This window comes from Mycobacterium sp. IDUB_24 (assembly GCF_055419385.1).
Window position 1 is genome coordinate 73,576 of sequence record NZ_JBVAXO010000005.1, and the last position, 14,509, is coordinate 88,084.

General features: G+C 66.6%; 12 protein-coding genes. 3 read left to right on the top strand and 9 right to left on the bottom strand.

Annotated elements, in window-relative coordinates; all coding sequences use genetic code 11:
* The first annotated feature begins 59 nt into the window (after nt 1–59).
* A complete protein-coding gene (locus ACZYZF_RS18340; protein WP_463836423.1) occupies nt 60–2,867 on the top strand; it encodes an ATP-binding protein in 2,808 nt (935 codons plus the stop codon).
* On the opposite strand, the gene ACZYZF_RS18345 is transcribed toward ACZYZF_RS18340, so the two are convergent.
* Entirely contained in the window at nt 2,864–4,132 is a 1,269-nt protein-coding gene (locus tag ACZYZF_RS18345; protein WP_463836424.1) for an HNH endonuclease signature motif containing protein, read from the bottom strand. The two genes, ACZYZF_RS18340 and ACZYZF_RS18345, sit on opposite strands and share 4 nt — an antisense overlap.
* A 100-nt stretch (nt 4,133–4,232) precedes the next feature.
* Between ACZYZF_RS18345 and ACZYZF_RS18350 the strand changes: the two genes are divergently transcribed.
* Entirely contained in the window at nt 4,233–5,084 is an 852-nt protein-coding gene (locus ACZYZF_RS18350; protein ID WP_463836425.1) for a hypothetical protein, read from the top strand.
* Here ACZYZF_RS18350 and ACZYZF_RS18355 read toward each other — a convergent pair whose 3' ends face one another.
* Genes ACZYZF_RS18355 through ACZYZF_RS18385 form a run of 7 tightly spaced genes read right to left on the bottom strand, consistent with a single transcriptional unit; the run spans nt 5,085 to nt 13,220 of the window.
* Nucleotides 5,085–6,158, bottom strand: coding sequence for an ATP-dependent DNA ligase (locus ACZYZF_RS18355; RefSeq protein ID WP_463836426.1), 1,074 nt, complete (start codon nt 6,156–6,158; stop codon nt 5,085–5,087).
* Nucleotides 6,159–6,205: 47 nt separating this feature from the next.
* Nucleotides 6,206–7,450, bottom strand: coding sequence for an NADH:flavin oxidoreductase/NADH oxidase family protein (locus ACZYZF_RS18360; RefSeq protein WP_463836427.1), 1,245 nt, complete (start codon nt 7,448–7,450; stop codon nt 6,206–6,208).
* Nucleotides 7,447–8,913: a class I adenylate-forming enzyme family protein gene (locus tag ACZYZF_RS18365; RefSeq protein WP_463836428.1), complete on the bottom strand. Its 1,467-nt coding sequence runs from the start codon at nt 8,911–8,913 to the stop codon at nt 7,447–7,449. Before ACZYZF_RS18365 ends, ACZYZF_RS18360 begins: the two co-directional genes overlap by 4 nt.
* Entirely contained in the window at nt 8,910–9,827 is a 918-nt protein-coding gene (locus ACZYZF_RS18370) for an alpha/beta hydrolase (protein ID WP_463836429.1), read from the bottom strand. The genes ACZYZF_RS18365 and ACZYZF_RS18370 overlap by 4 nt, the downstream gene beginning before the upstream one ends.
* Nucleotides 9,824–10,789, bottom strand: coding sequence for an enoyl-CoA hydratase/isomerase family protein (locus ACZYZF_RS18375; protein ID WP_463836430.1), 966 nt, complete (start codon nt 10,787–10,789; stop codon nt 9,824–9,826). Before ACZYZF_RS18375 ends, ACZYZF_RS18370 begins: the two co-directional genes overlap by 4 nt.
* Nucleotides 10,786–11,706 carry a short-chain dehydrogenase/reductase gene (locus tag ACZYZF_RS18380; protein ID WP_463836431.1) on the bottom strand — a complete coding sequence of 307 codons (921 nt, stop codon included), beginning with the start codon at nt 11,704–11,706 and terminating at the stop codon, nt 10,786–10,788. The genes ACZYZF_RS18375 and ACZYZF_RS18380 overlap by 4 nt, the downstream gene beginning before the upstream one ends.
* Nucleotides 11,706–13,220 carry an amidase gene (locus tag ACZYZF_RS18385; protein ID WP_463836432.1) on the bottom strand — a complete coding sequence of 505 codons (1,515 nt, stop codon included), beginning with the start codon at nt 13,218–13,220 and terminating at the stop codon, nt 11,706–11,708. The genes ACZYZF_RS18380 and ACZYZF_RS18385 overlap by 1 nt, the downstream gene beginning before the upstream one ends.
* 98 nt (nt 13,221–13,318) lie before the next feature.
* Here ACZYZF_RS18385 and ACZYZF_RS18390 point away from each other — a divergent pair, with 98 nt between their 5' ends.
* A complete protein-coding gene (locus ACZYZF_RS18390) occupies nt 13,319–13,888 on the top strand; it encodes a TetR/AcrR family transcriptional regulator (RefSeq protein ID WP_463743786.1) in 570 nt (189 codons plus the stop codon).
* On the opposite strand, the gene ACZYZF_RS18395 is transcribed toward ACZYZF_RS18390, so the two are convergent.
* The gene (locus ACZYZF_RS18395) at nt 13,873–14,430 is read right to left on the bottom strand and encodes a TetR/AcrR family transcriptional regulator (protein WP_463836433.1); all 558 of its coding nucleotides are present in this window, start codon (nt 14,428–14,430) and stop codon (nt 13,873–13,875) included. The genes ACZYZF_RS18390 and ACZYZF_RS18395 overlap by 16 nt on opposite strands.
* Between the last annotated feature and the right edge of the window lie 79 nt (nt 14,431–14,509).

Below are 14,509 nucleotides of genomic sequence, written 5' to 3' on the forward strand. Positions count from 1 at the left end.
GATCGGCTGAACCTCTCCTGCCTTGATAAGGTCACCGCAAAATTCGGAGCGGTGGTGTGATGGCGATTATGGGCGCAGTCCCGTCACTACGTGGCCGCGTCAGCGAATGCGCAGCACTTCGGGCACTGGTATCGGGTGGCCGTTCGGGCGGCAGCGCGGTGCTGGTGGTGCGTGGTGAGGCGGGCGTCGGTAAGACGGCGCTGCTCAACTATGTCGTCGAACAGGCGCCGGCCTTCCGGGTGACCCAGGTCGGTGGGGTCGAGTCCGACATGGAACTGGCCTTCGCGGGGTTGCATCACCTGTGTGCGCCGCTGCTGAACCATCTCGACAAACTTCCCGAACCGCAGCGCGACGCGCTCTCGGTCGCTTTCGGTCGTGGTGTCGGGCCGGTGCCCGATCGCTTTCTGGTCGGCCTGGCGGTGCTCAGCCTGCTGGCCGCCGCTGCCGAGGACCAGCCGCTGCTATGTGTGGTCGACGACGCGCAGTGGCTCGATCAGGTTTCGGTGCAGACCTTGGGTTTCGTCGCGCGGCGGCTGCTGGCCGAGCCGGTTGTCTTGGTGTTCGGGGTCCGCGATGGTCATGACGGACCCGCCGACGTGCTGCCCGGTCTGCCCGGCCTGCCCGAGCTGCGGCTCGAAGGTCTGTCGGACAGCGATGCCAGAGACCTGCTGGACGCAGTCGTTCTGGGGCGGCTCGACGAGCGGGTACGCGACCGGCTCATCGCCGAATCCCGCGGTAATCCGCTGGCCCTGCTGGAAGTGCCGCGCAATGTCTCGGCTGCGGAGCGGGCCGGTGGCTTTTGGATTGCGGGGACGCGGCCGTCGGTCGGGCAGGTCGAGGAAGGCTTTGTCCGCAGAATTCAGTCGCTGCCCGCGGATACTCGTCAGTTGGCGCTGCTCGCGGCGGCGGATCCGGTCGGTGATCCGGTGGTGTTCTCGCGTGCCGCAGGGCATTTGGGTATCGGAATGGATGCGCTCGCGCCGGCCGAGGCCGCGGGGTTGATCGAGTTCGGCCCCCGTATGCGGTTTCACCACCCACTGGTTCGGTCGGCGGCCTACCGGGCCGCGGACGTGGCCGACCGCCGGGCGGTGCACCGGGCGCTGGCCAGTGCCACCGATCCCGAACTCGATCCCGATCGCCGCGCCTGGCATGCGGCCAATGCAGCAGCCGGCCCCGACGATGCGGTGGCCGCCGAGCTGGAAGCCTCGGCGTGGCGCGCACAGGGCCGCGGCGGAATTGCCGCTGCGGCAGTCTTTCTCGAGCGTGCCGCGGTCCTGTCCGCCGATCCGGCCCTGCGCAGTTCCCGCGCGATCGCGGCGGCCGAGGCGAAACGCGAAGCTGCCGCGCCGACAGCTGCCTACGAGCTGCTGGCACTGGCCGAACTGATCCCGATGACCGAATTGCAGCAGGCCCAGGTGGGCCGGCTACGGGCGCAGATGGATTTCACCAGCAGCCGGGGCGGCCTGCCCGGATCGCCGCCGGTCCGGCATGCGGCCGCGCTGCTGCTAGAGGCCGCCAAGCGGCTGGAGAACGTCGACGACGAGTTGGCACGGGAGACGTATATCGAGGCGCTGGCGGCCGCGATGTTCGCCTCGCGCAGCGAACCGAAGGCCCTGGTCGTGGCCGCCGAGGCGGCACGTGCGGCGGTCGAGGGAATCGTGGCGCCCTCCAGACCGATCGACTTCCTGCTCATCGGGATGGCCAATCTGATCACCGACGGCCTGCCCGCGGCGGTCGATCACCTGCGTAGCGCGCTGGAGCTGTGGTGTGAGCACGCCCGGCGCCATGACGGTAGGGCGCTGCGCTGGTTGGCGTTGGCCTTCCCGATCGTGCAGGAATCCGCCGCCCACGAGATATGGGATGACGAGTTGGTCGAGCGGCTCGCCACCGACATGATCGGCTATGCCCGAGCCACCGGAGCATTGGCCGTCTTGCCGCAGGCGATCGCCTATAAATCCGGCGTGCACGTTCACAAAGGCGAATTCATCACGGCGGCAAGGCTTATGGAAGAGGCGGGCTCGATCTCGGAGGCCATCGGTCATCGCCCGATGAGGTACCACAAGGTGGAGCTTGCGGCCTGGCGCGGTGATCTGGACGAGGCAGGCAGTCTGATCGAGGCCGGGATCGCTGAGGGCACCGCCAAGGGCGAGGGCCGGCTGCTGGGAGCCGCCGGGTACGCCGCCGCGGTGCTCTACAACGGGCTGGGCCGGTATCAGGAGGCGTTTGACGCCGCCCAACAGGTCTGCCAGTACAACGATCTGGGGTTCTACACCTGGACGCTGATTGAGCTGACCGAGGCGGGAGTTCGCGTCGGCGCGCGGGATGCCGCGGAGGATGCGGTACGCCGGTTGGAGACGGGCGCACGCGCCAGCGGTACCGATTGGGGTCTGGGTGCGCTGGCCAGTGCACGGGCCCTGATCGTCGACGACGCCGAAGCCGATGCGCTGTTCAACGAGGCTCTCGATCGGTTGGGCCGCACTCGGATCCGGGTTCAGTTGGCCCGAACCCACCTGCGCTACGGGGAATGGTTGCGTCGCCAGAAGCGGCGCACCAGCGCGCGTGAGCACCTCAACACCGCCTACGAGATGTTCACCAAGATGGGCGCGGACGCGTTCGCCGAGCGTGCCCGTCGTGAGCTGACCGCCACCGGGGAGAAGGTGCGCAAACAGCCGTTGGCCTCGGGCGATCAATTGACCGCGCAGGAGGCACAGATCGCCCAGTTGGCCCGCGACGGGCTGACGAATCAGGAGATCGGTGCGCAGTTGTTCATCAGCACGCACACCGTCGAATGGCACCTGCGCAAGGTCTTCGTCAAGCTCGGGGTCCGGTCGCGCAGGCAACTGCGCTCGGTGTCGTGGAGTAGCTAGTTCGTCGACGGTGGTGGTTGGGGTTGGAAGGGTGTGTACCACCACCAGTCGGCGCGTTCACCGGTCGGTCCCGGACAGGGCGGGACATCCGGCGGCGGTGTGGTCGGCGGTCGGGCCAGGGATCCGCCCGGTAGGGGTTTTCCGGCACTGTCGGTGACGACGAGGCGGCCGGCGGGGCCGGTGATGGTGATCTCGCCGCGGTGATGAGCACAGTGGTGATAGGGACAGACCAGCACCACGTTGTCCAGGTCGGTGGGGCCGCCGTTTTCCCAGTGCACGAGGTGGTGGGCGTGCAAGCCGCGGGTGGCCGCACAACCGGGGACCACGCAGCAGTGGTCGCGGTGCTCCAGCGCGCGGCGTAGTCGGCGGCTGATGGTCCGCGTATTGCGTCCTACGCCGATGGGTTGGCCGTGGCGTTGGAACCAGGCTTCCAGGGTGGCTTCGCACAGCAGGTATTGGCGTTCGGCGTCGGTGAGCAGTGGCCCCAGGTGTAGCGAGGCGACGGGCGGGTCAGCGTCGAGGTTCAGGTGCACGTTGACGGTGGTGTGTTGGCCGTGGGGGCGGCGGGCAGCCTCGCTGTCCCAGCCCGCCTCGATGAGGCTCATGAACGCGTCGACTTGGTTGGGAAACGGCCGCACCTGCTCGTCCTCGACCTGAGCACCGGTGTCGTCGATGTCGTGGTCGCGTTTCCAATCCGCGACCAGCCTGTCGTGATGCGACCGCAGGCCGGCGTCGAATTTGGCGGCTTCGAGGCGGGGCAGGCGGATGGTGTAGGTGGTGTAGTCGTCGGCTTCGGTGCGGGTAAATGACCGTGGCGGTTCGGGTTTGGGCGTGGGTTGGGGGCGTGGTTCGAGTTTGACTGCGGTGCGTAGTTGTTCCACCGTGGCTACGGGGGCGAGTTGGGCGTAGTGCTCATCGGATCCGTCGGCGGCTTTCTTGGCGATCACTCCGACCTGATCCAGGGATAGGCGTCCTTCGCGTAGGGCTTGGGTGCAGCGGGGAAACTCTTCGATGCGGCGGGCGATGGCCACTGCAGTTTCGGCGTTGCTGGGGCTGACCCCGGTTTTCCAGGCCACCAACGCTTTCATCGAGCGGGCGCCGGTCGCTCCGCACAGTTCGTCGCGGTCCAGTTCGGCGACGATCTCCACGATGCGGCCGTCGATCGCGTTGCGTTGACCGCACAGCTCCGACAACTCCGCGAACAACACCTCCGTACGCTGCGCCGGGCTCGCCTCGGCGGCGAATGTGGCTGCGGTGGAGGACATGACCCCATCATCACAGAGGGGTACGACATCAAATCCACACGACGCCAGACCACGGGTTTTCAAGGGTCCCAGACATGACTGCAGCCGTCAGGCTCATCGAATGGCGACCATCCTGTTGCAGACCACGATCACGGAAAGCCCCGACGATTGGGATGTCAGCCGGTTCTCGATGCTGGCCGCCGAGCTTCGCGCCGACGGGCACGAGGTCCTGGCCCGTAATCGGCCCGATCGCGTCGTGCAAGATCCGGTGCTCAGCCATCTCGATGAGCTCGGATTCGACCAGCTGTGGTTGATGGCGGTCGACGTCGGCAACGGTCTGACACCTGACGAATGTGCGGCGATCGGCAGGTTCCGCGGGCTCGGTGGTGGGGTGCTCACCGCGCGTGACCACCAGAACCTGGGCAGCTGCCTGCTTGGGCTGGGCTCGTTGGGGCAGGTCAACGAGTTCCACGACACCAGCCTGGACCCGGTGTCACGGTGCGACGACCAGGACAATCCCGACATCTCGTGGCCCAACTACCACTCGGGCGCCAACGGCGACTACCAGCCGGTGTTGGCCGAGGAGCCGGTGCACCAGCTGCTGCGTACCAGCCGGACCGCCAGTGGGCGCATCGAGTGGTTCCCGGCCCATCCTCACGAGGGATTGGTGTCGGCGCGAGTGCCGTTCGCGACGGTGGTGGCCCGGGGGCGCAGCACCGCCACGGGCAGGGAATTCAATCTCGCGGTGGCGCTGAACGGTGAGCGCACGCCGGAGGGCAGACCGATGGGCCGGGCCGTGGCCGAGTCGACGTTCCACCACTTCGCCGATTACAACTGGGATCTGGACTGTGGCGCGCCGTCGTTCGTCACCGATCGGCCCGGCTGGCAGATACGGGCCGATCCATCGCGTCTGGGGGTGTTCAAGGATTACGTCCGCAACATCGCCACCTGGCTGCAGCCGCCGGAGCACTGACTAGCGGTGACCCAGACCGGGAACGATGTCGTCGAGCCGGAAGGTGACCGGTTGTTCCAGTTGGGCGTAGGTGCACGACCGCGGGTCGCGGTCGGGCCGCCAGCGGTTGAACTGGGCGGTGTGACGGAAACGCCGGCCCTCCATGTGGTCGTAGCGGACCTCGACGACGCGTTCGGGTCGCAAGGGCACGAAGGACAGGTCCTTGCCGGCGTTCCAGCGCGACCCGCCGCCATACCTGCGCGCGAGGTCCGGATCGGCGGCCACTTGTGCGGCCCAGTTCCAGGGGTGGTTCTCGAACTCGGTGACCAGGGGCTGCAATTCGGCGAACAGGGCCCGGCGTCGCTCCATCGGGAACGCGCCGATGACGCCGACGGATGCCAGCTCGCCGTCCTCGGTATACAGCCCGAGTAGTAGCGATCCGATCGCATCAGGGCCCGACTTGTGGAGCCGATAACCGGCGACCACACAGTCCGCGGTCCGCTGGTGCTTGATCTTCACCATCACCCGTTTGTCGGGCGCATAGGTGAGGGTGAGCGGTTTGGCGATCAGCCCGTCGAGACCGGCTCCTTCGAACTCGTCGAACCAGCGCCGCGCGGTGGCCACGTCGGTGGTCGCCGGGGTGACATGGAACGACGGGCCTGAACCCAGCGCATCCACCAGGGCGGCGCGACGTTCACTGAACGGTCGGCCCATGAGATCCTCGTCCCCGAGGGCGAGCAGGTCGAATGCGATGAAGCAGGCCGGTGTCTGTTCGGCCAGTAGACGCACCCGGGACGCCGCCGGATGCAGACGCAATTGCAGGGCCTCGAAATCCAGGCCACCATCAGTGGGCAGGACGATCTCGCCGTCGACAACGCATCGGGGTGGGAGCTCGGCCTTGGCGGCCTCGACGAGTTCCGGGAAGTACCGCGTCATCGGGCGCTCGTTACGGCTGCCCAACTCGACTTCGTCGCCGTCGCGGAACACCAACGCCCGGAAGCCGTCCCACTTGGGTTCGTAGGACGCGTCCGGTGGAATCACAGTTGCCGGCTTGGCCAGCATCGGCGAGACGGGCGGCATCACGGGTAACCGCATGAGACCAGTATTCACCCAGCCGGCGGCCGGCTCCGGTCCTCTCCACGTCAAAGACCACGCTTGCGTCCGACTGACACAGTGCCGTTACGGCGCAGCATCGCAAACATGGTGGCGATGCGACCCCGCTTGAGGTCGGGTTTCAGGCCGGCCCCAACCCGGTGCAATTGGTCTGTGTGCCAAGAAAGTTCGAGAATCCCGTCGAGAGACTTCAGATCGATGAAACGGCCGAGGACACCCCGCATTCCGGCGCGCAGTGAGTGTGAAGCCAGTGTCTCGGCGCGGCCGGCCAACACCGCATCTGCGGCGTCGGGCGTGGTGGCGGTGGGCCGGCCCAAACCGATGACGTCACACTCACCGGACTCGACCGCCTCTGCCATCGCGCCACGCGAACGGAAGCCACCTGTTACCGCCAGTGGGATATCGCCGGCAAGGTCGCGGACCGTGCGGGCATACTCCAGGAAGTAGGCCTCGCGCGCCCGGGTGCTGTCGGCGGCCTTGCCCATCATGGCGGGCTGCTCGTAGCTGCCGCCGCTGACCTCGATCAGGTCGAGGCCCTCACGTGCCAACGCCGCCACCACCAGGCGTGATTCGTCTTCGGTGAACCCGCCACGCTGGAAGTCGGCCGAGTTGAGCTTGATGCCTACCGCGAAGCTCGGTGCCACCCGCGCGCGGATGCGGCGCACGACTTCGACCACGAAACGCATCCGGCGCTCCGTGTCACCGCCCCATTCGTCGGTGCGCTTGTTCGACAACGGCGACAGAAACTGTGCGACCAGGTAGCCGTGCGCGCCATGGATCTGCACGCCGTCGAAGCCCGCCGTCTCGCATACCGCCGCCGTGTTCGCGAAACGTTCGATGATGTCTTCGATCTCGCCGGCTGTCAGCTCCCGCGGTGTGGTGGCGCCGGGGAACTTGAGCGCCACCGGACTGGGCGCGACGGGCGTGTGGCCGAGCGCGAGTGGGTTTGACTGCCGCCCTGGATGGTTGAGCTGAACCCAGATCGGAACGCCGGCGTCCTTGGTGGTCTTGGCCCAACGTGACAACGCATCCAGGTCGCGCTCGTCTTCGATGACGACATTGCCCGGCTCCCCGAGCTGTGTGCGGTCGACCATCACGTTGCCGGTGACGATCAGACCGTAGCCGCCGTGGCTCCAGCTCGTGTAGAGCCGCTCCAGGCGCTCGTCGGGGGCGTTGTGCTTGTCGCCGAGCCCTTCGCTCAACGCGGCCTTCATGATTCGGTTGGGCAGTACCTGGCCGCACGGTAGTGTCAGCGGGTCGTGCAGGGAAGTCATATGGATGTTCCTTTCAGGTGGGCAGCGCGCAGCGGTGCCTTGTCGGGCTTGCCGACAGCGTTCTTGGGGATGGCGTCCACCGCGGTGATCGAGGTGGGCCGCTTGTAGCCGGCGAGTTTACGAGAGCAAAGGTCTTGCAGCGCTGCGAGATCGATGACGAGGCCGGGTCGGGGTTGGACGTACGCGGCGACGGTCTCACCCCATTTGTCGTCGGGAACACCGATGACGGCGGCCTCCAGGACAGTCGGGTCACCGGTGAGGACGTCCTCGATCTCCTTGGGGTAGATGTTCTCGCCACCGCGGATGATCATGTCCTTGGACCGGCCTACCAGTGTCAGGTAGCCGTCGGTGTCGACATGACCGATGTCACCGGTGTGCAACCAGCCGTCGATGACGACGCGGGCGGTCTCGTCGGGGCGACCGAGGTAGCCGCGCATGACATTCGCGCCGGCGATGAGCACCTCACCGTCGGCCCCTGGCGCCACATCCGTGCCGAGTTGGTCGACGATGCGGATCTGCTGGCCGGGAAACGCGATTCCCACTGTGCCGGCGCGTCGTTCGCCGGCGACCGGGTTGATGGTGGAGGCACATGTCGCTTCGGACAGGCCGTAGCCCTCGACCAGCGGAAACCCGAAGCGCGCCTCGAAGCGGTCCAGCAATTCTGCTGACGCTGGGGCGGCCCCACAGATGCCGAACCGCAACGACGATGTGTCGGGTGTGACGTCGTCGGGCAGTGCCGCCAGCATGCGGTAAATGGTCGGCACTGCCGAGAAGAACGTCGGCCTGTGGCGTTCGACGACGCCGAAGAAGGTGTGCGGATCGAACTTCTCGGCGATCACGACGCTCGCTCCCGCGAGCAGCGGCATCAGGACACTGACCACAATGCCGTTGACGTGGAACAGCGGCAGGATCAGCAGACACCGATCCGTTGGGTCGATGTGAAGCGCCTGCCGTCCCATCTCTGCCATGGCATCGAGGTTGGCGTGGTCGAGCATCACGCCCTTCGGCACACCGGTGGTGCCACTGGTGAAGATCAGCAGGGCCAGCGCCGAAGGATCAACCAGCGGTGGTTCCTCCTGCCCCGGCGTCTCCAGGTGAAGATCCCCGACGGTCAGCGTCGCAACCCCGGCCGGTCCGCTGTCCCCGTCCTCGACCACGAGCAGTCGCGCCCCGGAGGTGTGGACCTGCAGCGTGACCTCGCCGTCGGTCAGGCTCGGGTTGACCGGTGTGACAGTGGCGGCCAACCGCCACGACGCGAACAACAGCACCACGAACTCAACCCGGTTACGCAACTTGAGCGCCACCACATCGTCGGCGCCGACGCCCAGCTCGTGAAGATGGTGCGCTGCCGCCCGCACCCGCTGCAGCAGCATGGCATTGGTGAGCGGCCGGATGCCGTCGGACACGGCGGCCCCGTCCGGATCCAGATCCGCCCGTCGGTCGGGCAACGACGCGAAATTCATGAAACGTGTGCTCTCGGCTGCAGGTGGCGAGTGAGGAACTCGACCTGATCGCGGACCAGCGCGTCGAAGGGCGCACCTAGGTAGAAGTCGAAATGGCCGGCGTCGTATCGCTTTATCTCGCCTCTGGGTGCGGTGCGCGCGTACCGCAGGGTTTGGGCCGGAGGCGTCACGCTGTCGGTGTTGCTGACGCAGAACAGGATTGGAAACTTGATCTTCTTCGCCGAACGGCCGGGTCGGTAGGTCGCGATCGTCGGCGCGACCCGCGCTGCCACCTCGTTGCGGAATGTCGTGTCAGGCGGCAGTAACGCCTGGTAGCCGGGAAGCGCGTCCGGGGCGTTCATCAGCGCCAGCGATCTCGGGGGACCGGCAAGCGGGATCATCGCGGGCGGCCTACGAAAGAACATGGCGGCGTAGTCTCGTGCGACCAAGGGCAACACCTTCAGGGATTCAGCCGGGCCCAGTGCGAGCGCGGAGGCCAAGCCGTCGGTGAACGGGCATTGAGCCACTGCCGCTTTGAGCTCTGGATGGCGCGACGCGACGGTGATGGCGTGCCCCCCGCCGAAAGAGCTGCCCCAAACGGCAACCCGGGAGCTGTCCAGGCCGTCACGATTCTTCACCCACGTGATGGCGGCATCCCAATCGGCGAGCTGTCGTTTGATCGACAGAAGCTGGCGGGGTTCGCCGCTGCTGTCGCCGAAGTGGCGGTAGGTGAACGCCAAGGCGGCGATCCCGGCTTGCGCGAACCGCTCGGCGAAGGCGTCCAGGCGCATCTCGCGTGTCGCGCCGAGACCGTGCCCGAGAATGACCACGGGCGGTGACGTCACTCCGGTGGGCAGGTAAAGCCACGCGGCACAGGTGTCCCCGCCGGAAGTGAACGATACGTCGTGGCGGGTGAAAGGCTGTGCGGCGCTCACTTCTTCACCGCTCCATTGGCCGCACCGACCGCGGGCACCCGGCCCGATGCGAGCGCTTGTGCATAGGTGTCGGGGCGGTAGAGCGGCAGCTCGCCGGTTGTGTCGGTATCCGCAAGATACTGCACCATCAGCTCCTGACCGGCCGTGGACTGATCGGTGGGGAAGAACTCGGTCCGCTCGACGTGGAGACCTTCGGCCAGTGACATCGAGCCGCCGAAGTAGACCGCCCTCTTGATGCCCTCGACCGACGCCTTAGTCCGTTTTCCGAAGTACTCGGCCAGCTCGGTCGCCCGCGCGATCACTTCGTCAGGTACGACGACATCGTCGACGGCACCATTGGCCAGCGCCTGCGCAGGTGTGAACGGCTTGCCCTCGAGGATCGCGACCAATGACTTGTGGGTGCCGATCAGGCGTGTGAGCCGTTGCGAGCCACCACCTCCCGGCATGATGCCGAGGAGGACTTCCGGCTGGCCGATGAAGTAATCCCCGTCGGCCATGACACGCAGATCGCACGCCCACGCGAATTCCGCTCCCAGGCCCAAGGCCGAACCGTTCAGTGCCGCCACGAAGATGACGCCGCTGGCATTCATCTTCATGAACGTTTCGTGCAGCCGGTCGAGCTGGCCGGCGCCGCTCAGCGGAGTCTTGTCCACAACCGGGCCCGGGACACCGGCACGGTCGATGCCTCGGGCCAGCCGCAAGGCGGCTGAGGCGCCGCGCCGGCCCAGCTTCGGCTTCACCGCTCCGCCTTCTTGCAGCCACCGGACGTCGGCGTGGCTGACGAACCGGCCAGGGCGTGCCCCGGTGAACACGACGGCGTGGACGCTCGGATCACGGTCGACCCGGTCGACCAGTTCGTCGAGCTCGTTGGCGATCTCGACTCCGAACAAGCTGTGCGGGCCGCCGTCGACTCGCACGATCATGGTGGCGCCGCGGTCCTCGACCTGGAGGTGCTGTGTCATTGCTTTGCTTTCGTTGTGATTTCGTCGGGAGGGAAGATCAGCGCGGGCGACTGCGGGGACGGCACGAGTTGGTCGTGCCTTCCCAGCGCCGAGACCTCACGCTCGAGCGCTGGTGCCACCTCGGCTGCGAAGCGCCTCATCCACGGCCACGCGGCCGGCGAGTTCAGCGCAGCCTTCGCCCAGTTGGCCACGACAACAGCGCGCGGCACGTAAATCCGGCTGCGTCGGCGCGCGAGTCCGCGCACGATTGCAGCAGCCGCCCGGTCGACACTCGTAGTGACATTGCCTGGGTAGGGCAGCCGACGTCGAAGCTCCTGGAACGACGGGAGATCCGTCTCGGCGCCTCGGACCAGATCGGTGTCGATCCACGAGGGATGGACAAGTCCCACGGTCACTCCGAGGTGTGCCACCTCTTGACGGTAGGCGAGGGCGAGCATCTCGACGCCTGCCTTGCTTGCGGCGTAAGAGGCCAGCCCGGCAATCGGCGTGAAGGATATCGCCGAGGCGATGACCATCGCATGGCCTCGACTCTGTTCCAGGTGAGGTGTCGCGTACTTGAGCGTGCGGAAAACGCCGTTCAGGTTGATGTCCAGGACTCGCTCGAACGACGCCTCGTCAGCCTGGCGCACCGTTCCGTACGCGGCAACCCCGGCATTGGCGACGACGAAGTCGATGCCACCCATGGTGATTGCGCAATTGTCGATCGCCGACCGCAAAGCGGTGCCGTGGCGCACATCGGCTTCCTCCCATGACGCACCAGGGCCAAGATCGTCGGAAAGTGCGCGCAGCCGTTCGGGCTCGAGTCCGATGAGGGCGACGCGAGCACCGCGGGCGGCGGCAAGACGTGCGACCTTCTCCCCGATACCCCGTGCGGCTCCGGTGATGACCAGCTTCTGGCCCGACAAGTTGCGCCGCATCAGGCGACGCTCGTCACGTGTGAGCGGTAGTTCTGCGGGATGCGGTAGCCGCTGAGAGCCTCGGTGAGCAGGGCCGCGAATTCGACGGTGGTGCGGTCGCCGCCGGCGGGGCCCATCGCCTGGATGCCGACGGGTAGGCCCGTTGCGGTGGTCGTGATGGGCATCGTCGTGGCCGGAGCTCCGGCGATGTTGGCCAATGCGCTCCATTTGGTTTGGTCCCAATAGGAGCGGGTGACGCCGTCGACGTCGATGGTGCGGCCGAAGCGGTCGTGGTCCTTGTTGTGGTGGCCGGGGGCCGCGGTGGGCGTGACGGGTAACAGTAGTACGTCGAATTCCTTGAAGAATCCCACCCATCGGTGCGCGGTTTCCCGTCGCGCCGCATCGCGGAACAACCACGCCCGGTGGCTTTGGATCGTCCCGCGCAGCGCGGCGGCAGCGTCACCGCGCGGGCTCATCAGTGAGCGTAGGGCAAGGGCACCGGCGAACTGCGGGCTCATGGTCGACCGGTCAACCGAGAACGCGGCCATCACCAAGCTCAGGAACAGGTCATGTGACGCGGTCAGGTCCACCGGGATGCTCGCGGGTTGCTCTGTGACCCGAGCCCCCGCGTCGCGCAGGGCGGTGACGGCGTCGTCCATGGCTCGACGGGTGTCTGTGTCGATGGGGCAGGCGGGATCGTCGGCCCATACCGCGACGCGGAAATCCTTGAGCGCGCTCGCGCGCGGCGGGGCGAGTGCGTACGAGAATCCGCCGTCGGGGTTCAGCGGCCCGACGGTGGCTTCCAGTGCAGGGATGATGTCGCGGGCGCCGCGTACCTGCACTCCGGCGCAGGCCATGTCGGCTTCGCCCCACCGTCCGGGATTTCCTGGCGCGCTGGGGATATGGCCGACCAGTGGCACGGACTGCCATGTCGATTTGTGGCCGTAGAGACCGCAGAAATGGGCCGGAATCCGGGTGGAGCCACCGATTTCGGACCCGAAGTCGAAGCTCGTGAGACCGGCCGCGGTGGCGGCGGCCCCACCACCAGCAGAACCACCGGAGGTGCGTGACAGATTCCAGGGGTTGTTCGTCCGGCCGAACACCGGATTACTGGCCTGCACGTCTGCGTTGCCGGTCGGCATGTTGGTCTTGCCGAAAATGATGGCCCCCGAGCGGCGTAGCCGGGCGACGGCCTCAGCGTCCTGCGTCGGTACGTAATCGGCGAGGTCCGGCCGGCCGCAGACCGTACGCATGCCTGCTGTCTCATAGCTGTCTTTGACGGTGATCGGCAGTCCGTGCAGCGGACCGAGCGCATCTCCACGCGAGCGCGCCGCATCGGCCTCTTTTGCGGCAAGCCGCGCTGCCGCCTCGTCGATCGTGACGATCGCGTTGAGCGACGCGTTGTGTGCATCGATACGCGACAGGTAGAGGTCGACCAATTCGGTGCTGGATACCTCCCGAGCGTCCAGCGCCGCCAGTTGTTCGGTCGCCGGCAGCCAGGCGAAATCGTCAGGAGCCATGGAGGACACAGTCATCTCTTTTCTTTGGCAGAGTTGGCCAGAGATCCGCGAGGTATACCAATCGGTCTACTGGCAAGAGCGACGGTAGTACACCGAATGGTATAGTGCAAGACATGAGTGCGCGGGAACGTCTGATGTCGGCCACGGCCACCCTGATGCAGAAGCAAGGTGTGGCCGGGACTGGGATTGCGGAGATCCTGTCGACCAGCGGCGTGACGCGACGATCGATCTATCTGAACTTTCCCGGCGGCAAGTCCGAGTTGGTCGCGGCGGCAACGCGTGCCTCGGGGGACGAGTTGACCGCTGTATTGCGCGACTGCATCGCGCAGCGTGATCCGATCGGCGCGTTTACCCGTGTGTGGACCGAGATGCTGGTCACCACGGACTTCGAGGGCGGCTGCCCCATTGTGGCGGCGGCGTTCAGCCGTGGCGAAGCTCCCGAGGCTGCCGACACCGCGGCCGATGTGTTCGCCGAGTGGGGTCAGCTGCTGGCTGACAGGCTGACCGAAGACGGCATCAGCCGGGCTGTGGCGCAGTCATTGTCGACGACTGTCGTGGCCGCGCTCGAAGGGGCGGTCATCCTGTCCCGCGCCGCGCGTTCGACCAAGCCGCTGACGCAGGCCGCCCGGCACCTCAAGGAACTGATCGCCCAGCACCGCCCACCTGGTCAGCGCACCGCCTGATCGAGCAGCGCCGCAGCGGCCTTACGTGCATGTGTCCAGCAGGCGGGGTCGTCGAGGGAGGTTGACAGTGCGGCTGCACCTTCGTACAGAAGGGCGAGTTGATTGCCCAGCAGTGTCGGGTTGGTGGCACCGGCTTGGCGGGCCAGCTTGATCAGCCCCTGGATGTAGCTGCGCTTGTGTTCGTGGACGATGTCGTGAATTTCCGGCATCGCCTCGGCGGCTTCGACGGCCGCGTTGTGGAAGGGGCAACCGCGCATCTGCCCGTCCGGAGACGGGGTGGCGAACAGCGCGAGAATGCGCTCGCGAGGTGTGCGGTTCGAGGCATTCGGTCCGGGTCGGATTGGGTCGTCGACGAGTTGCCGGATGCACCGTAGGTACTCTTCGACCACCGCGGTCTTGCTCGGAAAGTGTTGATACAGAGTCCGTTTGGAGACCGATGCTTCATTGGCGAGTCGCTCGACGCCGGTGGCATTGATGCCTTCGCGGTAGAACAGGTCGATGGCGGTGTTGAGGATGCGCTCCCGAGCGCCGCGGCCGGTCATGACTCAAGTATACCGATAGGTTTACATCGCCGGCAAGGGCGTGTAGCGTCAGCGATCAGCAAGTACACCGATCGGTATA

Excerpts from the sequence above, each read along its gene's own strand:
- ACZYZF_RS18340 (WP_463836423.1), top strand. The coding sequence starts at position 60 with ATGGCGATTATGGGCGCAGTCCCGTCACTACGTGGCCGCGTCAGCGAA.
- ACZYZF_RS18345 (WP_463836424.1), bottom strand. The coding sequence starts at position 4,132 with ATGTCCTCCACCGCAGCCACATTCGCCGCCGAGGCGAGCCCGGCGCAG.
- ACZYZF_RS18350 (WP_463836425.1), top strand. The coding sequence starts at position 4,233 with ATGGCGACCATCCTGTTGCAGACCACGATCACGGAAAGCCCCGACGAT.
- ACZYZF_RS18355 (WP_463836426.1), bottom strand. The coding sequence starts at position 6,158 with ATGCGGTTACCCGTGATGCCGCCCGTCTCGCCGATGCTGGCCAAGCCG.
- ACZYZF_RS18360 (WP_463836427.1), bottom strand. The coding sequence starts at position 7,450 with ATGACTTCCCTGCACGACCCGCTGACACTACCGTGCGGCCAGGTACTG.
- ACZYZF_RS18365 (WP_463836428.1), bottom strand. The coding sequence starts at position 8,913 with ATGAATTTCGCGTCGTTGCCCGACCGACGGGCGGATCTGGATCCGGAC.
- ACZYZF_RS18375 (WP_463836430.1), bottom strand. The coding sequence starts at position 10,789 with ATGACACAGCACCTCCAGGTCGAGGACCGCGGCGCCACCATGATCGTG.
- ACZYZF_RS18380 (WP_463836431.1), bottom strand. The coding sequence starts at position 11,706 with ATGCGGCGCAACTTGTCGGGCCAGAAGCTGGTCATCACCGGAGCCGCA.
- ACZYZF_RS18385 (WP_463836432.1), bottom strand. The coding sequence starts at position 13,220 with ATGACTGTGTCCTCCATGGCTCCTGACGATTTCGCCTGGCTGCCGGCG.
- ACZYZF_RS18390 (WP_463743786.1), top strand. The coding sequence starts at position 13,319 with ATGAGTGCGCGGGAACGTCTGATGTCGGCCACGGCCACCCTGATGCAG.
- ACZYZF_RS18395 (WP_463836433.1), bottom strand. The coding sequence starts at position 14,430 with ATGACCGGCCGCGGCGCTCGGGAGCGCATCCTCAACACCGCCATCGAC.